Origin of the sequence: Rhodococcus sp. ACS1 (genome assembly GCF_002300155.1) — a bacterium.
In the GTDB taxonomy this organism is placed as follows: Bacteria; Actinomycetota; Actinomycetes; order Mycobacteriales; family Mycobacteriaceae; genus Rhodococcus_F; species Rhodococcus_F koreensis.
In genome coordinates this window covers 610,572-633,727 of record NZ_NSDZ01000002.1, presented here as the reverse complement: position 1 = coordinate 633,727, position 23,156 = coordinate 610,572, and the positions used below count along the sequence as shown (strand labels likewise).

Annotated in this window: 22 protein-coding genes; 9 read left to right on the top strand and 13 right to left on the bottom strand. The window is 62.2% G+C overall.

Annotated features, from left to right (window positions below; all coding sequences use genetic code 11):
- Positions 1–11 precede the first annotated feature (11 nt).
- Positions 12–323 carry a hypothetical protein gene (locus CJ179_RS10150; RefSeq protein ID WP_095861345.1) on the bottom strand — a complete coding sequence of 104 codons (312 nt, stop codon included), beginning with the start codon at positions 321–323 and terminating at the stop codon, positions 12–14.
- A 42-nt stretch (positions 324–365) separates the two neighbouring features.
- On the bottom strand, positions 366–524 hold the full coding sequence (locus CJ179_RS52135) for a hypothetical protein (protein WP_167372168.1): 159 nt from the start codon (positions 522–524) through the stop codon (positions 366–368).
- A 176-nt stretch (positions 525–700) separates the two neighbouring features.
- On the opposite strand from CJ179_RS52135, the gene CJ179_RS10145 reads away from it, so the two are divergent.
- Complete coding sequence (locus CJ179_RS10145; RefSeq protein ID WP_072937494.1) at positions 701–1,144, top strand: SPW repeat protein; 444 nt, start codon at positions 701–703, stop codon at positions 1,142–1,144.
- A 97-nt stretch (positions 1,145–1,241) separates the two neighbouring features.
- Here the strand turns inward: CJ179_RS10145 and CJ179_RS10140 are convergent, their stop codons facing one another.
- From CJ179_RS10140 to CJ179_RS10095, 10 genes are all read right to left on the bottom strand, one after another.
- On the bottom strand, positions 1,242–2,432 hold the full coding sequence (locus tag CJ179_RS10140; RefSeq protein WP_072937493.1) for a TerC family protein: 1,191 nt from the start codon (positions 2,430–2,432) through the stop codon (positions 1,242–1,244).
- A gap of 123 nt (positions 2,433–2,555) precedes the next feature.
- Positions 2,556–4,049, bottom strand: a complete 1,494-nt coding sequence (locus CJ179_RS10135; RefSeq protein WP_095861344.1) for a gamma-aminobutyraldehyde dehydrogenase — start codon at positions 4,047–4,049, stop codon at positions 2,556–2,558.
- Positions 4,046–5,431: an aspartate aminotransferase family protein gene (locus CJ179_RS10130; protein ID WP_095861343.1), complete on the bottom strand. Its 1,386-nt coding sequence runs from the start codon at positions 5,429–5,431 to the stop codon at positions 4,046–4,048. The genes CJ179_RS10135 and CJ179_RS10130 overlap by 4 nt, the downstream gene beginning before the upstream one ends.
- The gene (locus CJ179_RS10125; protein ID WP_009478710.1) at positions 5,428–5,889 is read right to left on the bottom strand and encodes an Lrp/AsnC family transcriptional regulator; all 462 of its coding nucleotides are present in this window, start codon (positions 5,887–5,889) and stop codon (positions 5,428–5,430) included. Before CJ179_RS10125 ends, CJ179_RS10130 begins: the two co-directional genes overlap by 4 nt.
- 90 nt (positions 5,890–5,979) lie before the next feature.
- Positions 5,980–7,503 (bottom strand): APC family permease, encoded by a 1,524-nt coding sequence (locus tag CJ179_RS10120; protein WP_095861342.1) that lies wholly within the window; start codon positions 7,501–7,503, stop codon positions 5,980–5,982.
- Between the two features lie 76 nt (positions 7,504–7,579).
- Positions 7,580–7,957, bottom strand: a complete 378-nt coding sequence (locus CJ179_RS10115) for a cupin domain-containing protein (protein ID WP_095861341.1) — start codon at positions 7,955–7,957, stop codon at positions 7,580–7,582.
- Positions 7,954–9,378: an FAD-binding oxidoreductase gene (locus CJ179_RS10110; RefSeq protein ID WP_095861340.1), complete on the bottom strand. Its 1,425-nt coding sequence runs from the start codon at positions 9,376–9,378 to the stop codon at positions 7,954–7,956. Before CJ179_RS10110 ends, CJ179_RS10115 begins: the two co-directional genes overlap by 4 nt.
- 184 nt (positions 9,379–9,562) lie before the next feature.
- Positions 9,563–11,017: a family 43 glycosylhydrolase gene (locus CJ179_RS10105; RefSeq protein ID WP_095861339.1), complete on the bottom strand. Its 1,455-nt coding sequence runs from the start codon at positions 11,015–11,017 to the stop codon at positions 9,563–9,565.
- 124 nt (positions 11,018–11,141) lie between these two features.
- A complete protein-coding gene (locus CJ179_RS10100; RefSeq protein ID WP_095861338.1) occupies positions 11,142–11,573 on the bottom strand; it encodes a nitroreductase/quinone reductase family protein in 432 nt (143 codons plus the stop codon).
- A 56-nt stretch (positions 11,574–11,629) separates the two neighbouring features.
- A complete protein-coding gene (locus CJ179_RS10095) occupies positions 11,630–13,444 on the bottom strand; it encodes an MFS transporter (RefSeq protein ID WP_095861337.1) in 1,815 nt (604 codons plus the stop codon).
- A 359-nt stretch (positions 13,445–13,803) separates the two neighbouring features.
- Between CJ179_RS10095 and CJ179_RS10090 the strand changes: the two genes are divergently transcribed.
- Positions 13,804–14,202, top strand: coding sequence for a hypothetical protein (locus CJ179_RS10090; RefSeq protein WP_095861336.1), 399 nt, complete (start codon positions 13,804–13,806; stop codon positions 14,200–14,202).
- Here CJ179_RS10090 and CJ179_RS10085 read toward each other — a convergent pair.
- Positions 14,186–14,689 (bottom strand): hypothetical protein, encoded by a 504-nt coding sequence (locus tag CJ179_RS10085; protein WP_095861335.1) that lies wholly within the window; start codon positions 14,687–14,689, stop codon positions 14,186–14,188. The two genes, CJ179_RS10090 and CJ179_RS10085, sit on opposite strands and share 17 nt — an antisense overlap.
- A gap of 779 nt (positions 14,690–15,468) precedes the next feature.
- Between CJ179_RS10085 and CJ179_RS10080 the strand changes: the two genes are divergently transcribed.
- The 7 genes from CJ179_RS10080 to CJ179_RS53970 all read left to right on the top strand — a co-directional run bounded on the left by CJ179_RS10080 (position 15,469) and on the right by CJ179_RS53970 (position 23,130).
- A complete protein-coding gene (locus CJ179_RS10080; RefSeq protein WP_095861447.1) occupies positions 15,469–16,935 on the top strand; it encodes a sugar transferase in 1,467 nt (488 codons plus the stop codon).
- 189 nt (positions 16,936–17,124) lie between these two features.
- Positions 17,125–17,826: a WecB/TagA/CpsF family glycosyltransferase gene (locus CJ179_RS10075; protein ID WP_179377551.1), complete on the top strand. Its 702-nt coding sequence runs from the start codon at positions 17,125–17,127 to the stop codon at positions 17,824–17,826.
- A 44-nt stretch (positions 17,827–17,870) separates the two neighbouring features.
- Positions 17,871–19,070 (top strand): glycosyltransferase family 4 protein, encoded by a 1,200-nt coding sequence (locus CJ179_RS10070; protein ID WP_095861333.1) that lies wholly within the window; start codon positions 17,871–17,873, stop codon positions 19,068–19,070.
- On the top strand, positions 19,067–20,065 hold the full coding sequence (locus tag CJ179_RS10065; protein WP_206015025.1) for an NAD-dependent epimerase/dehydratase family protein: 999 nt from the start codon (positions 19,067–19,069) through the stop codon (positions 20,063–20,065). Before CJ179_RS10070 ends, CJ179_RS10065 begins: the two co-directional genes overlap by 4 nt.
- 131 nt (positions 20,066–20,196) lie before the next feature.
- On the top strand, positions 20,197–20,652 hold the full coding sequence (locus tag CJ179_RS10060) for a serine O-acetyltransferase (protein WP_095861332.1): 456 nt from the start codon (positions 20,197–20,199) through the stop codon (positions 20,650–20,652).
- A gap of 110 nt (positions 20,653–20,762) precedes the next feature.
- A complete protein-coding gene (locus CJ179_RS10055; RefSeq protein ID WP_095861331.1) occupies positions 20,763–22,241 on the top strand; it encodes a lipopolysaccharide biosynthesis protein in 1,479 nt (492 codons plus the stop codon).
- Position 22,242: 1 nt separating this feature from the next.
- Entirely contained in the window at positions 22,243–23,130 is an 888-nt protein-coding gene (locus tag CJ179_RS53970) for a glycosyltransferase family 2 protein (protein ID WP_095861330.1), read from the top strand.
- Positions 23,131–23,156 lie beyond the last annotated feature (26 nt).

Here is a 23,156-nt window from a genome sequence, read left to right as displayed (position 1 = left end):
CAGACGGCCGCTCAGTACCGGGAACGAAGTAGCTTCCTGCGGCGCCGCGTGGTTCGCCGCGCCCACGGGCGGTCGCCGGTGGTCGCGAACGTCCATACGGCGATCGCGAGCGCCGCAACGGACAGGAGATCGGACACCGTGAGGCCGTGGGTGGCGTCGAATTCCCAGAGCACCTGGCCCTCGAGCGGGCCGTTGCCGAAGATCCAGACCACCGCGGCGACGACGGTGGCGCCTGCGGTCAGGCTGGAGGGGCGTGCAAGGCACAGTGTGGTCGCCGCGAACAGGAAGTTCATGAACACGAGTGGATAGAAGGGCAGCGCCATCCCGTCATTCTTCCAAGCTGCATCGGGATCGCGCACGGCGCGTCAGGCAACCGTACGGTCGGGAGGGTCGTTCTTACTTGTCGCGTCCTCTTTGGCGGGCAGTTCGTGCAGGTCTTTCTGCCGTATCGCTTTCCCGATGAGGATCGCGAGCGGCACCGACAGTGCTATCCACGCGAGCAGGACCCAGGCAATCCACCACACACATCGAGTATGCCCGCCCCTGGACGCGTGCCCAAGGGCGTCGGGTGCGCCGCCGTCCGTGGGGACTGGTCGGTAGCGGAAATTCGGAAAAATTACCTGGTCATCGCCGGTTTGCCGTAGCGAGTTCGGGGCACCCCCTCGATAGGGATTGGTTCTCTTTTTCAAGGAGGTGGGTGATGACGACACCAGGTATGTCGATCGAGAGACACCCTGATATCGCCGAGTTGCGGGCTCGCTACGACCGAGTCTCGGAACAGCCGATGACACAGGTCACCGAGGGCCTGATGTTCATGGCAGGCCTGTACATGGCGGCGTCGCCGTGGATTGTCGGGTTCGCAAGCCAGTCTGGCCTGGCGATGTGCAACTTGCTGTCGGGTATTGCGGTGGCACTGCTTGCCGTCGGTTTCACGTCGGCCTACTCACGCACGCACGGCATGGCATTCGTCGCGCCGTTGCTCGGACTGTGGATGATCGTCAGCCCGTGGCTGGTCGTCGGAGTAACCACCACGGCGGGAATGATCTGGTCGAACGTGGTCTGCGGCATCGTCGTGTGTCTGCTGGGTCTCGGTATCACCGCCATGGGTATGGCGGACGGCGGCATGAGGATGAGGAGGAGGTAGACACGCACGTGCCCGCATGGGGATGGGGCACGAGCCGAAGAAGCGCCCGCCGGATCCGGTGGGCGCTTCGACTGCGTTCAGCTGGTCCCGCGTTCGGCTAGTTCTGTTTGAGGAACGCGTCGTGCTCTCCGTGGGCGCGTTTGATGAGGTCCAGGAGTGCGGTTTCCTCGCGGACCATCTTCTTGAATTTCGGGTCGAGTTTCTTGAGTTGTTCTTCTTCGTTGATCAACCTGTCGTACATGCGTTCGCGCTCGGCGAGGTCGGCGGTGTAGTCGAGGTCGAGGTAGTTGACGGCGTGCCGCCGGGCGCCGGCGATGGTGGACTGCGCCCTGCCTTTCTTGCTGGCGAGCGACGCGATCACGGTGATCACGAGGATGCCGATGATGACGCCCAGTGACACGAATGTGCTGATCTCGATGACGTTTACCGGTTCGCCGCTGTTGATGAACGGCAGGTTGTTCTCGTGCAGTGCGTGCAGGATCAGCTTGACCCCGATGAACGCGAGGATCGCCGCGAGTCCGTAGGACAGGTAGATGAGGCGGTCGAGGAGACCGTCGAGCAGGAAGTACAGCTGCCGCAGGCCCATCAGCGAGAACACGGTGGCGGTGAAGACGACGAAGACGTTCTGGGTGAGACCGAAGATCGCGGGGATGGAGTCGAGGGCGAACAGGAGGTCGGTGCCGCCGATCGCCACCATCACCAGCAGCATCGGCGTCATCATCCGCTTGCCGTTCTCGACGGTGAACAGCTTGTCGCCGTCGTACTGCTCGGTGGTGTGCATGAATTTCTTCGCGATGCGGATGATGAAGTTGTCGGCCGAGTGCGAGTCCTCGGTTTCGGGTCGCAGCAGGTTGCCGGCGGTGATCAGCAGGATGAGGCCGAAGAAGTAGAACACCCACGCGAACGAGTTGATGAGCGCGGCGCCGAGGAAGATGAACCCCGTCCGGGCGAAGATCGAGAACACGATGCCGAACAGCAGCACTTTCTGCTGGTCTTCCCGCGGCACCCGGAAGCTGGAGATGATGATGAGGAAGACGAAGAGGTTGTCGACGGACAGTGCCTTCTCCGTGACGTAGCCGGCGAAGTACTCCGTGCCCATGTCGACGCCGCCGAAGATCAGGACGGCGACACCGAAGAGCAGCGCGAGTCCGACGTAGATCGACGACCAGATCGCCGCTTCCTTCAGCGTCGGGATGTGCGCGTGGCGGACGTGGAAGAAGTAGTCGAACGCGAGCAGCGCGACGATCACCACGATCGTCAGAATCCAGGCGAAGGGAGTTACATGCACCGTTTCTGCCTCTCCGTCGAAGCGAACGCTCTGCCCGTCAGCGTAGTCCCGCGCACGGCGCGACTTGGCAGAACCGGCGCGGTCGCCGGGGCGGCACAGTTGCTGCCGCCCCGGCGACCGGGCTCAGTTTCGGTCGCCGAACACCGTCCGGTGCCAGTCCTTCCTGGCGGTTCCGGTGATGTCGGACATGACGTGCTTGACGTTCGTGTACTCGTCGAGCGAGTACGTCGACATGTCCTTGCCGTAACCGGACGCCTTGTACCCGCCGTGGGGCATTTCGCTGATGATGGGGATGTGGTCGTTGATCCACACGCAGCCCGCCGCGATGTCGCGGGAGGCGGTCTGCGCCCGGTACAGGTCCCGCGTCCACGCCGACGCCGCCAGCCCGAAGTCGGTGTCGTTGGCCAACGCGATGCCGTCCGCATCGTTTTCGAACGGCAGGACGACGAGGACGGGGCCGAAGATCTCGCGCTGCACGATCTCACTCGACTGGTCGGCGCCCACGACGAGCGTCGGCTCGTAGTAGAAGCCGGACGCGAGGTCGCCGCCGGGGACGGCACCGCCGCGCACTATCTTCGCCCCGGTGTCGCGGGCGCGGTCGACGAACCCGGCGACGTGCTGCTGCTGCCGCCGCGACACCAACGGACCCATGTCGGTGCCGGGATCGGACGGGTCGCCGAGGCGGACGGTGTCCATGAGCGAGGCGACGCCGGCGACGAAATCGTCGAACAGCGGACGCTGCACGTAGGCGCGGGTGGCCGCGGTGCAGTCCTGGCCCGAGTTGATGAGGGCACCGGCGACGGCCCCGTTGATCGCCGCCTCGAGGTCGGCGTCGTCGAACACGATGAACGGGGCCTTCCCGCCCAGTTCCAGGTGCAGCCGCTTGCCGGCCGCGGCGGCCGCGATCTGCCGTCCCACGGGAGTCGATCCGGTGAAGCTGACCATGCTCACGTCCCGGTGCGACACCAGCGATGCGCCGGTGGTCGCGCCGCGGCCGGTGATCACGTTGACGACGCCGTCCGGCAGTCCGGCCCGGGTCGCCGCCTCGGCGAACAGCAGCGACGTCAGGGGAGTGATCTCCGCGGGTTTGAGCACGATGGTGTTGCCTGCGGCGACGGCGGGCAGGATCTTCCACGCCGCCATCTGCAGTGGATAGTTCCACGGCGAGATCGACCCGATCACCCCGACGGGTTCCCGGCGGATGCTGGACGTGTGGTCGGGCGAGTACTCACCCGACGCCTTTCCCTCCAGATTGCGAGCCGCGCCGGCGAAGAACGACACGTTGTCGATCGACCCGGGGACGTCGAACTCGGTCGACAACTTGATCGGCTTGCCCGTCTGCCGGGTTTCGGTGGACGCGAGGTCGTCGGACATCTCGGTGAGTTCGGCGGCCCATCGCGTCAGGACGGTGGAACGCTCGCCCGGGCTCGTCGTGGACCATTGCGCGTACGCGGCTTTCGCGGTGGCGACCGCGTCGTCGACGTCGACGACCGAGGCCTCGGTGCGCGACGAGATCACCTCACCGGTGGCCGGATCGAGCACCTCGTACCGTTCGGACGCTGCGCCGTCCCGGTAGCGGCCGCCGACGTACAGCCCGGGAAGGTCCTGGTGGTTCACAGCAGATTCCAGGCTTCGGTGAGGACGCCGCGGAGGATGTTTTCGATTTCGTCGAATTCGGTTTGCCCGCAGATCAACGGCGGTGCGAGTTGGATGACCGGGTCGCCGCGGTCGTCGGCCCGGCAATACAGGCCGGCGTCGAACAGGGCGGTGGAGAGGAACCCGTGCAGGATCCGCTCGGCCTCGGCGTCGCTGAACGACTCCTTCGTGGCCTTGTCCTTGACCAGTTCGATGCCGTAGAAGAACCCCTCCCCGCGCACGTCCCCGACCATCGGCAGATCGGTCAGCTTGTCGAGGGTGGCCCGGAACGCCGGCGCCTGCTCGGCGACGTGCGCGTTGAGGCCCTCGCGTTCGAAGATGTCCAGGTTCGCCAATGCCACCGCCGCGGAGACCGGGTGCCCGCCGAAGGTGTAGCCGTGCGCGAACATCGACGTCCCGTCCGCGAACGGTGCGAACAACCGGTCCGAGGCGATCATCGCCCCGATCGGTGAGTACCCCGACGTCAGGCCCTTGGCGCAGGTGATGATGTCGGGCACGTACCCGAAGTCCTCGCACGCGAACATCGACCCGATCCTGCCGAACGCGCAGATCACCTCGTCCGAGACCAGCAGCACGTCGTACTCGTCGCAGATCTGCCGGACCCGCTCGAAGTAGCCGGGCGGCGGCGGGAAGCAGCCGCCGGCGTTCTGCACCGGTTCGAGGAAGACGGCGGCGACGGTGTCGGGGCCCTCGAATTCGATGGCCTCGGCGATCCGGTCGGCGGCCCAGATCCCGAACGCCTTCGGATCACTGCCGAGGGGGTCGGGGGCGCGGTAGATGTTGGTGTTGGGGACCCGGAACGCGCCGGGGGTGAGCGGTTCGAACGGCGCCTTCAGCGCGGGGATACCGGTGATCGCCAGCGCCCCCTGGGGGGTGCCGTGGTAGGCGATGGAGCGGGAGATGACCTTGTGTTTGCCGGGTTTGCCGACCTTCTTGAAGTACTGTTTGGCCAGTTTCCAGGCGCTTTCGACGGCCTCGCCGCCGCCGGTGGTGAAGAAGACCCGGTTCAGATCGCCCGGGGCGTAGCCGGCGAGGCGTTCGGCGAGTTCGATGGCGGGTTCGGTGGCGTAGGACCAGAGCGGGAAGAACGCCAACTGTTCGGCCTGCTTGGCGGCGGCCTCGGCGAGCTCGGCCCGGCCGTGCCCGGCCTGCACGACGAACAGCCCGGACAGCCCGTCGAGGTAACTCTTACCGGTGGAGTCCCAGATCCGGGCGCCGTCGCCGCGGGTGATGATCGGCGGGGTGATGTTGTCCCCGTGCCGGGAGAAATGCCCCCACAGATGGCGGCGGGCGGACGCTTCGAGCTGCGCTGAGGTGCGCGAGGAGGTGGTTTCCGTAGTCATCGGGTTCCCCAATCATATTGCTGCTTGACAAGTTTCAGGTACACCATCGTCTCGGTGCCGAGCACGCCGGGGATGGTGCGAATCTCTTTGTTGAGCACGGTCAGGAGGTGGTCGTCGTTCTCGCACACGATCTCGGCCAGAATGTCGTAGGCGCCCGCCGTCAACACGACGTAGTCGATGGCGTCGACGTCGGCGAGCCGGGCGGCGATCTCGGTGACATCACCCGAGCAGCGGATCCCGACCATGGCCTGGCGTGAGAATCCCACTTGAACGGGGTCGGTGACCGCGACGATCTGGGTGACGCCGGTGTCGATCAGCTTCTGCACGCGTTGGCGTACAGCCGCTTCCGACAATCCGACGACCTTGCCGATGGCCGAGTACGACCGTCGTCCATCCTCCTGAAGTTGCTCGATGATCTGCTTGGACACGGGATCGAGAGACGCGGGCTGCTCAGACATGGTCGAATCCTCCCTTGCTCACTGTGTCGAAGACAATCGGCTCGGACATTGTCGGAAACTATCGCCTCTTCCCGGTGGCTTCGGCGCTCATCACTCGGGCGCCTTCACTTCCGTGTCGGCGGTGAGGGTGCGTCCGCGGAAGAAGTTCCCGGTTCCGGTGGCGAAACACAGCAACATCAGGGGGATTCCGACGACCAGCATTCCGACCCCGAGAACGAACACGCCACCGAACGGGCCGAACGCGGTGAATCCGTAGTCGGGACGCAGCATGTCGACGGCGCTCTGAACGAAGGCCCACGTCATACAGAGTGCGCCGAGCAGCGGGAAGATGCCGCGCATGAACAGATTCCGGGTCGAGTCGAACAGTGTCCGCCGGAAATACCAGACGCAGGCGTAGGCGGTGATGCCGTAGTAGAAGGCCACCGCGAGCCCGAGTGATGCCACCGAATCCTGCAACGCGTTGGAACTGGCGAACGACAGCACCAGGTAGAACAGCAGCGCCGCCGCCCCCATGACGAGGGTTCCGAAGCCGGGTGTCATGTATCGGGGGTGCACGGACGCGAACCGTTTCGGCAGCGCCTCGTAGACCGCCATCGACAGCGTTCCGCGCGCCGTCGGCAGGATGGTGGTCTGGGTCGAGGAGAGCGCGGAGATCGACACCGTCAGCAGCAGCAGCGAGGCTGCCACCGGCCCGGCGACCGGCCCGCCCAGGGTGGTCAGCACGTCGTCGACGTTCTCGGGGTTGTTCAGTCCGATCCCGGTGTCGCCGAACCCGGCGAACGACTGGACCGCGTAGCCGACCAGGACGTAGGTGGCGACGAGAATCACCGTCGTCAGCACCGCGGCACGGCCGGGTGTCCGCTCGGAATCCTTCGTCTCCTCACCCACGGCGAGGCAGGCGTCCCACCCCCAGTAGATGAAGATGCACAGGATGATCGCCTGCGCGGCACTCGACATCGAGACACCGGTCGGGATGATCCAGTCGAGTTGCGGGGTGACGGCCTGCGGGCCGGCGGTGCCGCCGAACACCTTCGACAGCGCGAGGACGCTGACGCCGATGAGGACGGCGAACTGCACGGCGATCAGGACGTTCTGCAGCCGTTCGCTGATGAGGATGCCGCGAAAACTGACGTACGTCATGGCCGCGATGAAAAAGCATCCCAGCAGTACCTTCGCGGCGAGCGACTCGGCCGCCGCGTGCAACCCGAGAACCTCGAACAGGTAGATCGCGGCGATCTCCGCCGTGTTGGCGAGGACGATGATCGCGGACACGGCGAGCCCCCACCCCGCCATCCAGCCCACCCACGGACCGAAGGCCTTGGTGCCCCAGGTGAACGAGGTCCCGCAGTCCGGGGTGTCCCGATTCAGCTCGCGATAGGCGAACGCCGTGAGCAGCATCGGAATGAAGGCGACGAGGAACATCGACGGCGCCTTCTCGCCGACCGCCAGCACGACGTACCCCAGCGTCGCGGCGAGGCTGTAGGCCGGCGCGACGGACGAAAGCCCGATCACCGTGTTGCCGATCAATCCCAGTGCGCCGCTGTTGAGCCCCTTCGCGGAGCTGTGCGGATCGGGGGTCTGGGTCTTCAAGGGGGGTGGTTCGGCAATGCTCATTCATACTCCCTCGAGGTGTGGCTGTGGGTTTGAGTGCCCGGGCAGGTGTGGTTAAGGGGTGCAGTGGTTTTCGTGGCTATGTGGCCGGCGCGGCGAGGAATACCTTCCGCAGCGTGTCGCGCACGATCCACCGGGTCTTCTGGCCGGCCCGCACGCGCACGACACTTCCGGGACCGAGGTCGAGATCCGGGGTGTCGTCCTCGAACTGCACGGTCGCGTCGCCGCTGAGCACCACGAACACCTCGTCGATCTCGACGTCGCACGAGACGCTGGGCTCGATTTCCCACACGCCGACGGTGACCCCGGCGAAGTCACCGAGCATTCGTTCGCCGACCATCGGCGCTCCCTCGCCGACGACCTGGTCGCCGGGCAGGCGGTGGTAGGTGAGATCGGCGGTTCGAGCCGCGGTGTGCGGTCCGGAACGCCAGGATTCGTCGGTGTGGACGGCGGTCACGAATCGAATCCCAGGCCGACGGCGTCGAGGGCCTTGAGGAAGACGTTCCGTCGGCCTTCGTTGTGGTCGGCGCGATCGAGCGACCAGCGGGTGGCATTGATGCCCGCTGCCGCCAACGGCTCCGGCGGGAAGGGGAGGGGCATGTCCTTCACCAGGGCCAACTCGGTCAGGGCAGTCTTCTCGCCGGCGACCTTGTCGAGCATGACGTTCGCCGCGAAGCGGGAGGCGCCGACGCCGAGACCGGTGAAGCCGGCAGCGTAGGCGATGCGGCCCTTGGCTGCGGACCCGAAGAACGAGCAGAAGCGCGTCGACGTGTCGATGACGCCGCCCCACCTGTGCGTGAACTCGAGGCCCTCGAGCTGGGGGAACGTGGTGAAGAAGTGCCGCGCGAGCCTCCTGTGGGACTCGGGGCGGTCTTCGAGGTCGTGGTTCAGGCCGCGCCCGAAGTGGTAGATGGCGTCGTATCCGCCCCAGAGGATCCTGTTGTCCCGGGTGAGCCGGTAGTAGTGGAACTGGTTGGACATGTCGGAGATGCCCTGTCGCGCAGACCATCCCACCTCCGCGAGCTGGGCGTCGGACAGCGGCTCGGTCATGAGGACGTAGTCGTACACCGGAACCGTGTGCAGCCGGTACCGCTTCAGCAGGGACGGAAAGGCGTTGGTTGCCAGGATCACTCGGTCCGCCGACAGGGTCGCGCGCGCCGTCCGGACGCCCACTCGGGACGACGAGCGGGAGCGGACGAGGTCGAGAACCTTGGTGTGTTCGTGGATCTCGACGCCGTGCTCAGCGCAGACCCGGCCGAGTTCGGTGGCGAGCTTGGCCGGATGCACCAGCGCGGTGGACGTCTTGTCCCACACCCCGGCCAGATACGTCGGCGAGTTCACCTGGGCGCGCATCGCGGGCCCGTCCAGCACCGCGGTCGTCGCGCTCGGCGGGGTGCCGAGCGCTTCCTCGGCCTGGTAGTCGGCGATGGCGACCGAGATGGCGCCGTTCCGTTCGAAATCGCAGTCCAGGCCGAGCGTGTGGACCGTCTTCTCGATGGCGTCGAGGTTCTCGAGCCCGAGCGATTCGAGGGTGTCGATCTCCTCCGGCCAGCGTCGGCGGCCGTTCTCGCTGCCGTGGGTGAGGCTGGCCTCGACGAATCCGCCGTTACGGCCGGAAGCGGCCCACCCGATCGTCTCGCCCTCCACGAGGGCGACGGACAGTTCGGGGTGGCGTTGCTTGGCGAGGAGCGCGCTCCAGAGTCCGGTGTAGCCGCCGCCGACGACCACCAGGTCGTATGCGGCGTCGGCCGTGGCGGCCGGATAGGTGCGGGTGTCGGCGACGTCCTCGATCCAGAACGGTGCCAACCGGGTGCGCCGGAGCGCATGGTCGACAACCGTGGCGTTCGGTTGTTGCTTCTCGAACACTGTCTGCAGCATGTAGCACCTTTGTCGATGGACTGACCGAAGGTGACGTGTGAGGCACGTCACCGTGATCCATCCTGACGTGGAGTCGCCACTATTTCAATAGCAAATGAGGAAAATCGTTACTGATTCCGTGGTTGATATCGGATTTGGGAACCGAATCGGTTGTTTGGATCGGCTGGCGCCGAACCGCCGACCGTCAGCGTGCGAGCTTGCCGAGGTGCAGCGACACCGAGCGGACCGGGCTGATCCTCGCCTCGTCGCCGGACTTGACGGCGTGGATCGTGCCGAATTCGACGGTCTCGTCGGGGTAGCTGCCCGCGAAGGCGTAGGCGTAATACGTTCCCGCGACAGCATCGCCCGGGACCGTGTACGTGACGGCCTCCTCGAGGACCTCGCCGGGTTGAAGGTCGACGTCGATCGGTCCGAAGAACGGATCGCTGGTCCGGTTGTCGGGCGACACGGCGCTCACCCACACCTGGCCCGTGTAGGGGCGATCATCGGGTGCCTCGACGAGCATGGTGGCGTCGACGGTCCCGCCGTCCGCGGGCAGCGTCGTGTCGGAGTCGGCGCGCAGCGTGACCCGCACCGGCAGATCCGTGTCGGGGTTCGCAGGCCCGGTCGACGCGGGTGAACCGTCGCCGACCTCGGGCCAGCCGTTCGCCCAGACGATCCGGTCGATCATCCCCTCGCGGCGCCGGGCTCCGCTGGGCAGATCCCGGTTGTCGCGCGGAATGGCGTGATACACGATCCAATCCGCGCCCGCGTCGTCGGAGACCACCGTGTTGTGACCCGGCCCGGCCCACGGTTCGCTGCCGGCGAGGATGAGCGCGCCGCCGCCGTCGTTCAGGTCCTGCCCCTTCCGGTCGAGGTACGGACCGGTGAGTGATTCGGACCGGCCGACGAGGACGCGGTAGGCGGTGTCGGCGCCGTTGCAGCAGTTGCCTGCCGAGAGGAACAGGTAGTAGTAGCCGTCGTGGAATTCGACGTAGGGGCCTTCGAAGCGTTCGTCGGCGACGCGGACGGGTTCGCCGGCCGCCGCGGTCCCGTCCGCGCTGAGCGGGATCGCGTGGACGCCCTGAAAGTTGCCGACGAACATCGTCTTCGTCGTCCCGTCGTCCCACACGAACGGGTCGATGGTGCCGCCCACGCCGACGTCGTGGGCGCAGAAGACGGGTCGGCCGAGGTCGTTCCACGGTCCGGTGGGACTGTCGGCGGTGGCGAGGCCGATGCAGGGATTCGCCTCGTCGTAGAGCGAGTAGTAGAGGCTGTAGCGGCCGTCGGATTCGAGGACGTTCGGGGCCCACGCCAGCTTGCCGTCCGGATGCCACGCAGGCCGGTCGGGGAAGACGTCGCCGAGGTACATCCAGTCCATGAGGTCGGCGGACTTGAAGATCGACATGTTGTGCATGCCCTGGCCGTCGCCCCAGTCGTCGGCGGTGGTGTACATGTAGAACATGCCGTCGGAGGCGCGGACGACGCTCGGGTCGGCGGCCACCGGTTGCACGATCGCGTCGGCCGTTGCCGACGGGGCAGGCGCAAGCGTGAGGACGAGCAGAGTCAGGGCCGCGGTGATCCACCCGCGCCGCGGCAGGTGCCGGGTATGGGACCTGTGCAACCCGGATCTGTGCAGCGCAGCATCGTCAGTGTTCACGTTGCTCCCAACCTCGCCTGCCCGGAATGCGCAAATCTATAAGGGTGAGGTCGAGGTTGAGGGCGGATCCGGCTCACTGGCGCCGGACTGCAACCGAACCGTGTTCTGAGGGCGGTGACCGGTGTCAGGCGGTGGGTTCGAGCAGAACCAAAGGGATCTCGCGATCCGTCTTCTTCTGGTAGCCCGCGTAGCCCTTGTAGGCGGCGGTCACCTGCGGCCACAGACGGGCCCGCTCCTCGGGGGTTGCCACGCGGGCGCGCATGGACTGCGCGGGCTGCCCCTGGACCGAGAGCTGGACCACCGGGTTGGCCTGCAGGTTGAGGAACCACGCGGGGTGGCGGTCGTCGCCGCCGCGTGAGGCCACCACGACTCGGGTGTCGCCCTCGGTCACCGGCACGGTCAGCATGACGCTGTGCACCTTCCCGGTCTTGCGGCCGACGGTGGTCAACTCCACCGCAGGCATCTTGCCGAAGCTCTTCCCAACTCGCCCGCCGGTGATGCGCAGGACAGCGCGGTGTAGGGCGTTCATGAACTTGAGTCCGCGGTCCGAAGGCATGGTGTCAGCGTAACGAGGTCGGCGCCCGGCGGAGGCCGGCTCCGCCGAACCTCACCTCACCGCACCGCTGGTTGCTCGTCGACGAGTTCGCTCGGGCCGATTCCCGCCTCGCCGGCGATTCCGGCGAGTTCCGCGCCCACCGATTCGTGCGGCTCGTCGGCCGTCGGGTTCTTCTGCGGTCCGGTGAGCAGTGAGGCGATTCCCCCGATCACGCAGGCGACGATCGCGAACGCGAACGCCATTGCCAGGCCGTCGGCGAATGGTCCCGAGATCAGCTGGGGAAAGAAGTCCAGGCCGGTCAGGTGTGCCTGCTGCTGCTCGCTGAGTGCGGACAGGTTCGGTCCGAGCAGTTCCTGAATCGGGTTGACGCCGAGGAATGCCGCGAACAGGACTGCGACGGCGGGCAGATTCGCGATCTGGGTGGCCTGCGCCGCGGGCACCCCGTTCGCCATCAGTCCGTCGCTCATCGCTGCCGGAAGGTTGGAGCTGAGTCCGGCGATCATCAGGCTGAAGAAGAATCCGATCGACAGCACCATCGCCGCGTTCTGGAAGGTCGTCATCATGCCCGCGCCGACGCCGCGCGCGTCGGCGGGCAGGCTGTTCATCACCTCTGCCCGGTTCGGCGCGGAGAACATGCCCATGCCGATGCCGTTGATCAGCAGAATCGCGGCGAAGGCCCAGTACTCGAAATCGACCGGCAGGGCGATCAGCAATCCGAAGGTTCCCGCGGTGATGAACATGCCGACGCTGGTGAACCACTTGGTGCCGAACCTGTCGGAGATGACCCCGGACACCGGCGCCGACATCAGGAATCCGATGGTCATCGGCAGCATGTAGATGCCCGCCCACAGCGGAGTGCGGCTGTAGTCGTAGCCGTGCTGCGGCAGCCAGATGCCCTGGAGCCAGATGATCAGGATGAACTGCAGTCCGCCGCGGCCGAGTGACGCGACCAGATTGGCGATGTTGCCCCAGGTGAACGACTTGATCTGGAACAGGTGCAGGTTGAACAGGGGATTGGCGACCCTCGTCTCGATGACGCAGAAGGCCGCGAGGACGGCGAGACCGCCGATGACGCACCACAGCACCAGCGGACTGGTCCAGCCCATCGACGAGGAGCCGTACGGCTGGATGCCGTAGGTGATGCCGACCAGGACGGCGATCAATCCGATGGCGAACGTGACGTTTCCCCACCAGTCGATGTCGGCGTGCCGGCGGACGCCGGTGTCGCGGAGTTTCAGGTACGCCCAGATCGTGCCGACCACGCCGAACGGGACCGAGACCAGGAAGATCAGGTTCCAGTGGATCGGCGCGAGGATGCCACCGATGAGCAGGCCGAGGAACGATCCGGCGATCGCGGCGACACCGTTGATGCCGAGCGCGAGCCCACGCTGATCGGCGGGGAAGGCGTCGGTGAGGATTGCCGACGAGTTCGCCATCAGGAAGGCGCCGCCCACGCCCTGGACGACGCGCCACCCGATGAGCCACAGTGCGGCCTCGGAGCCGTCGAACCACGTCACGGCCAGGAAGATCGAGGCGATCGTGAACACGGCGAAACCCATGTTGTACATCCGGGCGCGGCCGAACATGTCGCCGAGCCGTCCGAAGCTGACGACCAGCACCGCGGTGACGACGAGGAAGCCCATCATCATCCACAGGAGGTAGCTCGTGTTGCCGGGTTCGAGCGGGTTGAGATGGATGCCCTTGAAGATGTCGGGGAGCGCGATCAGCACGATGGACGAGTTGATCGTGGCCACCAGCATGCCGAGGGTGGTGTTCGACAACGCAATCCACTTGTAATGCGGGCCGAGCTCGTCGAGCGCCGTGGTGCGTTCATCGTTCGGGACGGCAGGTTCCTGCGTCTGCGAGACCAAGGAATTTCACCTCTGGGCTTTCATAGTTTTCAAAAGTAAGTAAATGGAAAGCAAAGTGTTCGGTTGTCGTGTGTGCTCTTTGTGTATGACATTCGGTCGACCGTGGCATCCCTCGATCGGAAGTGCCCGGGTTGTCCGTTATGTCGGTGTCGCTCAATCGGTTCCGCTGAGCGACGTGGATCAGTTTCGGATGATACGACGTCTCGATCGACCCCGCACCCCCAGGCGCTGTGACGTCACCGTCGGTCGATCGGGGGACAGTCGAATCATCCGGTTCTCGGCCCGATCGGGGGACGGTCGTGAGGCCCGATCCGCGACAGGATGATTTTTGTCCGGGGGCCGGCAACAGGATGAGGAAGATGTCGACGATTGCGAGCACGACCCTGGCCGAATTGGCATCCGAGTGGTGCACTGAGGCGGAGATTCAGATGCAGGCATCGCCTGCGTCGGGCGGACGGAACGCGACGCGGAGCGTGTTGTTCATCGGCAACCCGTCCACCGTCACCGAAGTGACGCACTGGGCTGCCGTGCGGCACTGGACGGTGGAGCAGGGGTTGAAACCCGTCCGCGAATTCCGCGGCGACGTGGTGTGCGCGATCGTCACCGAGGCCGTCGCCGACGGCACTTGCCCGTCGGCGGATGCGGCGGTGGTGCAGCGTGCACGCGCCCGCGGCCTGGACTGCATCCCCGTCTACGACATCGAGCCGTGGGGGACCGCCCGGTTGTCCAGTGTGCGGCCGGCTACGTCGGCTCCGTGAGCGCCCGCTGGGCGGCGGGCCAGAACTCGAATCCCGCGGTCATCAGTCCGCCGAGTCCGATGATGACCACCGCGGCGTCGACGCTCGTCCGCCCCTCCTTCGCCCAGTAGACGTCTTCGAGGTCGAGCAGCAACGCCAGTTCGTCGACGATGAGCGCGGTGCCGACGCCGTACGAGATCGGGACCGTCGGATGGCGGCGTTGCTTCTCCGAACCCCGCACCGCCACGGCCCCGACCCCGGCCAGCGCGGCGATGCCGAGGTTGTAATGGTGGAAATGGCGGCCGTGGAGACTCAACCCACCACCTGCCGGCCCGTGCCCGCGCCTGATCCAGTGAGTCAACGCCCGCACCCCGGCGAACGTCGCCGTGAACGCCGCCCACGACACGACCGCCGACTGCTCACTCGGATCGAGCTTCCTCCGCCACGCCGCACGCAGACGGCGCAGGCGACTGCGGTGGGGTACATCGTCGAGCGGGCGACTGGTCACGGGGTCAATCGTGCCACTGACGCGCCCTGTCCATCCGCAAATCGGTTAGTGAGCGTTGGGCACACGGCGATCTGCAAACGGAACTGAAATGCCACCCCGGTAAAACAGTTCTCGCTGTGCCCGCCCCCGCTGTGGGGGCGGGCATTTCTTCGCTACGTATTGACGCTGCCGAAATTCAGCGCGTGCACCAGCTCCGAGCCGAACGAGAAAAGCATTCCCCATGGGGTATTCCAAATGCTGTCTCTATCCACGCGAACACTCTCCCTTTGATTGTGATGGTTCGGCGCCGATCGTAGAGCGGCCAGTCCGATCGCCTATGCGGCGGTCCCGCAGGGTCATTCACGCAAATGACAGCAGACCGTCAACGGTAGGCGCCTGAAGGTAGCGCGTAGGGCGCCATCCTGACCTGACCCTCGAGTAGGGTTCGCGGCAAAATACCGGAACCTTTCCCGATACGCCAGGACTTTAGACCCTATCTGCGGCGCCCGGTGTGGTGTACGCGGTGTCATTCAATCGGTGTACAAAGCCGTGACCTGCACAGGAACCTGTTCTCGCGGTTGGGATCTCGCGGCTGTGACTCTCGCCACTCCGGTTGTAACGAAGAAGGTTGAAGGTGCGATCATCATCCCGGCAGCATTACAGGGGGGCGGTCGTCATTCACCGCCAACAGTCGGAAGACAGAAGCGCTTGCCGGCTTATTGGTTCTCAGGTGGAAGGCAACGAATGTGACCGCATTCGATGTTCCGCTCGGCCCCGCATCGGGTACGCCGGGCGCAACAATGGTCTCTTCGGAGACAGGACGACTCGGGAGTCGTCGAGAGTGGCAGGCGGCCTACATCCGGCGTCTGCTAATCTCCGACACCCTGGTGGTGATCGCTGCTGTCGCGTTGGCCCAGTGGATTCGCTTCGGCGACAGTGGTGTTCTGACCACGGGCCAAGCCCTCCACGACCTGAGCTACACACTCGTTTCGGCCCTGCTGGTGGTCGCGTGGCTGGTGACGCTGGTGATCTTCCGGACCCGCACAATCCGGGTCATCGGTAGTGGTCCCGACGAGTACCGCCGGATCTTCGTATCGACGGTGCGTCTCTTCGGATTCATCGCGATCCTGGCACTTCTTTTCAGGCTCGACCTGGCACGCCTCTACCTGGCGATCGCATTCCCCGTGGGCTTGATTGCCCTGATGGTGAACCGCTGGGTGTGGCGCCAGGTGATCACGCGCAAGCGTTCGCATGGAGAGTTTCAGACCTCCGTCCTTGTGGTCGGTGGGGAGCGGTCGGTACGGAATCTTGCCGAATCGTTCGCCCGCGGCACTGCTGACGGATACCGCGTTGTCGGCGTGTGCATCCCGGGGCACACGGGCAAGTATGGCGACAAGATCACCGTGAATGGGCGGGAGATTCCAGTACTCGGTGACGAGCAGGACGTGGTGGAGTCGCTGGAGTTCTGCCGAGCAGACACAGTGGCTGTTACGGCAACCGAGCACCTCGGTCATGACGGAATGCGAGACCTGGCGTGGGCGCTCGAGCCGCACCACGTCGACCTCGTGGTAGCCCCCGGGATGATGGATGTGTCAGGCCCCAGGCTCTCGATGCGACCCGTCGCCGGCCTCCCACTGATCCATGTGGAGAAGCCGCAGTACCACGGTGCTCAGAGGTTCTCGAAGCTGTCTTTCGACTTTGTATTCGCAACACTGGCGCTGATCCTGATCAGTCCGGTTCTGTTGGCGGTCGCGATCGCGATCAAGCTGACCAGTAAGGGCCCAGTCTTCTACAAGTCCGAACGGATGGGCTTGGACGGCAGGCCGTTCCCTATGCTGAAGTTCCGCAGCATGGTGGTGGACGCAGACAAGCAGGTGTCCTCGCTGATGAAGATGAACGAGGGTGCCGGCGTGCTGTTCAAGATGCGCGAGGACCCACGCGTGACGAAGGTGGGTCGGTTCATGCGCAAGTTCAGCATCGACGAGCTGCCCCAGTTCATCAACGTTCTGCGTCGCGAGATGAGCGTGGTCGGCCCGCGGCCGCCACTGCGCCGCGAGGTAGAGGCCTACGACGGCACCGTGAGGCGCCGCCTCCTCGTGAAGCCTGGTGTCACTGGACTGTGGCAGGTGAGCGGGCGCTCGGACCTGTCGTGGGAAGAAACTGTGCGGCTTGATCTCTCGTACGTGGAGAACTGGTCGATGATGGGGGATCTGCTCATCATCGGTAAAACGGCAAGAGCAGTTGCTGCGAGTGATGGGGCGTATTGATTCACCCGGGATAGCTCGACCTGAGTGGATTGCGAGCACCAATCACGCCAAAGGTGCTGAATATTTTTCAGCGCGACCGAAGAATTTGATTTCAATTCCCAGTAAAGACTCCCCACGGTCGAACAACTATCATTTGAAAGGGGGACTGATATGCAGAAGGTTTCATTAGGACGAGTGCACGCGACGCCAGTGACTTTTGCTGAGTCAATAATTCAAATAATGCATATGACAAACGAGCAGCGCCCACACATTGTCGTTACGCCAAATATTGCGCACGTATGGCAGGCAAAAGATAACCCCGCGCTAGCTCAAGCTTACCAACTCTCAAACTTCTCTCCACCAGACGGATGGCCGGTCGTCGAGGCCCTCCGTCTCCTCAGCGACGTCGAGGAGATCGAACGAGTTACGGGTGCCGATCTCCTGATAAAGCTCTGCGAGCTCCCGTTGGTGGTCTCGTTTGTTGGTGGGCGAGCCGACTCGGCAGAGCTAGCTGCAGCACGGCTTTGTCGGAGAAACCCGCAACTAAGGATCGGCGTCGTCGAGAAAGCGCCCAATGACGAACTGATGGAGGCGGAGTTGCGAACCGCTTTGATCAGGCGCGTCGTGGAGTCGGACTCAGACATCGTCTTCGTGGGGCTCGGCGTCCCCAAGCAAGAACAGCTAGGTGTAGAGCTATTTCAAGTCATGGACCGTGGAGTTGTCATCTGTGTTGGTGCAGCGATTGAATTTGCGGCCGGAACGCTCCAACGGGCGCCCGAATGGTATGCAAAAGCACGTCTGGAGTGGCTTCATAGACTCTCAAGTGAGCCACGAAAGCTCGCAAGGAGATACATTCTGTCGGCACCGTATTTCCTAAGGATTGTTGCTCAAGAAATGTACAAATTGCGCTGAACTTATCGACACCGTCGTATTTTCCTAGAGAAGAATGAGTATCGATGCCCACACACGAACCGAAATCGGTCGAGCGACTGATAGTCCATCAATTTGATGCCGCTCGGCCGTCGCCCGGAGGAATAGATACTTGTATTCGCGGTATTTGCAAGTACTACCCGGGTGCAGGAACTCTTGCCGTGATCGGAGTGGACACGGGTATTCGGTCGAGGGGCCACGATCTCGGATCTTGGGAAGAACACAAGATCGGCGAACGAACCGTCTGGTTCCTTCCGGTGGCAAGGCTAGACCCTGCCAACCAAAACAGAATTGTGCCGCATTCGCTCAGACTGGTTGCCGGAGTGATACGCAATATCCGCAAGATACCACGTAGCAGGACGGTTCAAGTTCACCGCATGGACGTTGCTGTTGCCATCAAGATTATTCTGCGCCCGAAACTGCTCGCGTATTTCGTTCACACTCAGCAGAACGGTCTTACGGGCGGCAACTCTGATTCGCTGTGGCGATATGGTCAAAGAATGCATAGCGCCCTTGAGCGTCATCTCATCAAAACATCATCTGACGTCGTTGTATTTAATCCCGAGCACGCCGACCATGCAAGCAAGTTGAACCCAAATGCAAAATTCTCACCCACGTGGTTTGACCCAGATATTCTACAGTCGGGCGAGCATCAGCGCAAAGATCTGTCAATCATATGGGTGGGGAGAATGGAGGTCCCCAAGGATCCTCAGCTTGCGCTCACCGCGTTCGCGCGCCTAATCGAGTTGGACCCCAAACGGGGTTGGACTTTAAGAATGATCGGCGGAGGGACGCTAGAGAATGAGCTGAGAGCGTATGTCGCGGAGCTGCCCAACTCCGTTACTGAACGAGTCGAGATAATTGGCAGGATGACACCAAGCGATCTCAGTGCCGCAATGGCAACTTCGCATGTCTTTCTGATGACATCACACGCTGGTTACGAGGGCTTTCCGAGGGTTCTCGTGGAAGCAATGGCTTCCGGCTTGTCAGCCGTAGTAACCCACGGTTCTGATACTGGCGGACTCGTGAAGTCGGGTGTTACGGGCTTCACGACAAGTCGAGATCCGGAAGAAATATCCAGAAGAATCATTGACGCGACAAGAATTGATCCGACATACCCACGGGCTGAAGTATCAAAGTTCAGTGCGCTAGAGGTCATTGGCCAAATCGTGCGGGCAGAAGAGCGGAATCCAATGGTTTCGAATACTAATAATATGGAGCAATGATGAAAGCACTTGTAACTGGAGCGGCTGGGTTTGTTGGCTCGTCCCTCGCTCGACGGCTTGTCGCCGACGGTTGGGATGTTGTCGGAATCGATTCATTCACTGACTACTATTCGCGCGACCTGAAACGGATAAACATTGCTTCCATCCCGACCGATGCCTTCGAACTGGTCGAGGCGGATCTAAACAGCATTGATTTAGATCCCATATTGCAAAATTCAGTTGATGTCGTTTTCCATCAAGCAGGCCAGCCAGGTGTCCGCAAATCGTGGGGATCCGAATTCCAGGAGTATATTGATGCCAATATTGCGGCGACGCAGCGCCTGCTCGAAGCATCAGTGAAAGTGGGCAACCTATCCCGTTTCGTGTATGCGTCTTCGTCGTCTGTTTACGGTGATGCACTAACGTATCCGACCGATGAGACGCATACCCCCAAGCCGGTAAGTCCCTACGGAGTGTCTAAGCTAGCCGCGGAGCACCTGTGCACCCTGTATGCACACAACTTCGGGCTACCCGCGGTATCGCTTCGCTATTTCACCGTTTATGGCCCAGGCCAGCGTCCTGATATGGCTTTCACAAAATTCATGACTTCAGCCCTCGGATCCATGCCAATACCGGTGTTTGGCGACGGCGAACAGATCCGAGACTTCACATTCATCACTGATGTTGTCGACGCAAATGTTCGGGCAGCGACCTGTAACGGTGTTCGTCCTGGGGCGGTATTCAACGTTGCCGGCGGTGGAAGCATATCCGTGAATGAAACTCTGAAGATCATTGAAGAGTTGCACTCAAAGCCGCTCGAGATTGAGTATCGTGATCGTGTCAGTGGGGATGTCCATCGGACGGGTGGAAGCACCGAATTGATCCGTACTACATTGAATTGGTCGCCGGCAGTGTCGATCGAAGAGGGCCTCTCTGCTCAGTACGAATGGGCAAGGTCGCTACCCTCTCGAATCGGTGGGCCCGCGAGTCTAGGTGCTTCGGTATGCAGGATCTGACCCCCCACGAAATAATTGCAGACGTCGGATCGTGGCGCGCATTTCGTCGCGCCGATTTGAGGGCTTACGGGCGAACACGGTGGCGCGCTCACTACCGACTCATCTATCCCGGGCTGTATTACCAACGGATAATGCGCGACGTTGAACTCATGAGGGCATTAAACCTCAAGCGGTCGGCCGTCATTCGGCAGCTCCACCTCAAAGTTGTCGGAATCATAACGGGAATATCGATCCCTCCTGGTGTATTTGGGCCAGGACTCTCAATCCCGCACTATGGTTCCGTCATTGTGAATAACAAGGTTCGGGCTGGTCGATTTTGTCGTATCCACTCAGGCGTCAATATCGGTGAGAGTCGTGGGTTTGCGCCGGTGTTGGGTGACGGAGTCTACTTCGGACCCGGCGCTGTTGCCTACGGTGATATCGCGATCGGTGATCGAAGCGTCGTCGGCGCAAATTCGGTGGTGAATCGTAGCTTTGGAAATGACGTAGTCATAGCTGGCGCGCCCGCAAAACAGATCGGATCGAATGGGATGCAATCCGCCATGCCGACCTGGATTGTCAAGGAGATATCGCCCCTTGTCGAATAGAGACTTCCCCAAGCCGATCACGCTACACCTGGGACTGACGTTCGCTATCAGGCGCCCGGGAGTCGTGCTAACTCTGGTGTCTAACCGCGAAGTGAGGGTTTGAAGTGGCGATGCCGGGAGGGGGCGTAGCCAAATTCCTCCTTCCCGCTTTGTTGCAGAAAGCGCTCCCGCTTCTGACTCTACCCATCTTCACGGCCTTGATGGCACCAGCGCAGTACGGGCAGGCCATGATTCTCGTAACCGGCTTCATGCTGGGTACGGTATTAGTCAGCTTTGGGCAAGATACTGTTCTCTATCACGATGCAGGTACCGCAAGTGGTGCCGGGCGGATGCATGGCTTGAGATCCAGTGCAATATTAGTTCTTTGGTCAACAGCAACAATTTCGATATTCTTTGCGATCGCAGTATTTTCGTTCGGGCTCACAATGTTCGGTATTGGGAGCGATGTCCTTGCGATCGAATTGGTGGCGATCGGAATATATTGTGTTGGGTTTGTGCCGGCCGCAGCGCTTTACAGGATCGAGCGGATGGCGCTGCGATTTTCGCTCGTTCAATTGGGATTTGTATCCTCGCAGCTCACAGGTCGGCTTTGCTTCATACTGTCAATAGAAAATAGCCTACTGGCCTGGGCGCTCGCCGACGTTGCCGCGGCTTCGGTGGCATTGGTATTTGGATTTCCGATCGTCCGGAAAAATATACATCTTCGACACTTGAGTTCGGCTCTGATAGCAAATGGGATCAGGGTGGGCGTGCCGATGGTTCCAAGTAAACTGGCCCAATGGGTTGGCTCATTGTCCGACCGAATAATCATCTCGGCAAGGGCTGGGGTAGCTGCCGGCGGTGTCTACTCTTTGGGATCTCAAATATCATTCGCGGCATCCTCATTAATAGTTGAGATATGTCGATATTTTCTTCCGGAGTATGCTATCGGCGTATCTCAGGGCAAGCGTGCGGCGCTGGCACGGATCTTTGCAATTGAACTGGGACTGATATCGCTTATTTCTTCGGCTGTGGGGGTGGTGGGCCCAACAATAGTTGTTCTGCTCTTTCCGAGCGAATATTCAAGTGCTGCGTCGGTCGTCGTTATCTTGAGCTTCGCTGTAGTTTTGAACGGTATTCAATTCGTGGTCGTTGATTTTGTTAGTGTGGGCCTCGGCGTGACGGGACGGATCTGGGTATTTACGTCGATTGGCGCTGGTATTAGCGTCATTGGAAACTTCGCCCTGGTTCCGATTGTTGGGATAGAGGGTGGAGCATGGACATCTGTGGTGACGGCGGGCGTTGTCTTGCTGATGATGGGTTGGAAGTATCGACGGGAGTTGTCCGATTTTGGATTCATTGGTAGGAAGACAACTCTAGTTTTGTGTCTAAATTCGACCATAGTCTTAGGTTCTGTCGCAATAAGAGAAATTAATCCGGACCTGGACCTTGCATCGGTCGCACTAGTTGCTCTCGCGGCTGTCGGATGGTGGAGTGTGCGATCTGAAGTATCTGCACATAGAGCATCTAATTCACCCGTTACTGACGTGCTTGACTCCGCACCCCACTTACTGAGTTCTCGTCAATCGATCGACGTCAGAAAGTCTTGATATGCCGACCTTGAGTGTCATTCTTCCGGTTCGAAACGGTGAAAGATTTATTTCCGCTGCAATACGATCTACGCTTTCGGCGATGCCGCGGGACTCCGAACTGGTTGTGCTCGATGACGGGAGTACGGATCGGACTCCTGAGATCCTCGACGGAATCTCCTCCGCCAGGGTACGCGTACTGCGGGGAGCCGGAAATGGCGTCGCGGGTGCTTTGAACACTCTTATCGAATGCACCCAGAGTGAATATGTTGCGCGGATGGATGCCGACGACATAGTGCTTCCGATGCGATTTACAACGCAACTCTCTGTTCTCTCGCGCGGTGTGGATTTCTCCTTCCTTCCTGTCTTTCACCTTGGACCCTCCCGTTTTAAGGTGCGGCCGACCCGAATCAACCGAATGGGGCCGGGTGAACTACGTTTACGGCTCTTGCTTGACAACCCCGTAGCGCATTCCACCTTGGTTTGTCGTAGGGCTGCGATTGAAGAACTCGGGGGTTACAGGGAGGTCTGTTCTGAAGATTATGATCTGTGGATGCGTGCCGCAGCATCCGGTTACCGCCTTCATCGGGGTAATATTCCTGGCTTGCTGTATCGGCATCACGATGCTCAAGTGACGGCGTCGACTTCCTGGCTAGAGGAATCACGCGTGGAACCGTTGCTCGCCGCTGCGCACGATGATCTGAGTGCTAAGCAGCTTGGAATTTCTTTCCAGTGTATAGACGCGATTCGTCGACCGAGCTTGGCGACTTCAGAGTGTATTGATCGTGGTTCAGTAATGGTTGATCGAATCATTGCGCTAGCGCGCCAGCAACTTTCACCTCCAGCTGTTAGGCGTTTGTCAGCACGAGCGGACGCGATTGCTTCTGCGTGGCGGGCGCGATCATGCTAATCAACCATTTGGGATCAGGGATCTTC

Bases quoted from the DNA above. Each gene is read 5' to 3' on its own strand.
- CJ179_RS10090 (WP_095861336.1), top strand. From the start codon at position 13,804: ATGTCGACGATTGCGAGCACGACCCTGGCCGAATTGGCATCCGAGTGG.
- CJ179_RS10065 (WP_206015025.1), top strand. From the start codon at position 19,067: ATGATGAAAGCACTTGTAACTGGAGCGGCTGGGTTTGTTGGCTCGTCC.
- CJ179_RS10130 (WP_095861343.1), bottom strand. From the start codon at position 5,431: ATGACTACGGAAACCACCTCCTCGCGCACCTCAGCGCAGCTCGAAGCG.
- CJ179_RS10150 (WP_095861345.1), bottom strand. From the start codon at position 323: ATGGCGCTGCCCTTCTATCCACTCGTGTTCATGAACTTCCTGTTCGCG.
- CJ179_RS53970 (WP_095861330.1), top strand. From the start codon at position 22,243: ATGCCGACCTTGAGTGTCATTCTTCCGGTTCGAAACGGTGAAAGATTT.
- CJ179_RS10100 (WP_095861338.1), bottom strand. From the start codon at position 11,573: ATGCCTTCGGACCGCGGACTCAAGTTCATGAACGCCCTACACCGCGCT.
- CJ179_RS10125 (WP_009478710.1), bottom strand. From the start codon at position 5,889: ATGTCTGAGCAGCCCGCGTCTCTCGATCCCGTGTCCAAGCAGATCATC.
- CJ179_RS10055 (WP_095861331.1), top strand. From the start codon at position 20,763: ATGCCGGGAGGGGGCGTAGCCAAATTCCTCCTTCCCGCTTTGTTGCAG.
- CJ179_RS10120 (WP_095861342.1), bottom strand. From the start codon at position 7,503: ATGAGCATTGCCGAACCACCCCCCTTGAAGACCCAGACCCCCGATCCG.
- CJ179_RS10145 (WP_072937494.1), top strand. From the start codon at position 701: ATGACGACACCAGGTATGTCGATCGAGAGACACCCTGATATCGCCGAG.
- CJ179_RS10070 (WP_095861333.1), top strand. From the start codon at position 17,871: ATGCCCACACACGAACCGAAATCGGTCGAGCGACTGATAGTCCATCAA.
- CJ179_RS10060 (WP_095861332.1), top strand. From the start codon at position 20,197: ATGCGCGACGTTGAACTCATGAGGGCATTAAACCTCAAGCGGTCGGCC.
- CJ179_RS10110 (WP_095861340.1), bottom strand. From the start codon at position 9,378: ATGCTGCAGACAGTGTTCGAGAAGCAACAACCGAACGCCACGGTTGTC.
- CJ179_RS10080 (WP_095861447.1), top strand. From the start codon at position 15,469: ATGGTCTCTTCGGAGACAGGACGACTCGGGAGTCGTCGAGAGTGGCAG.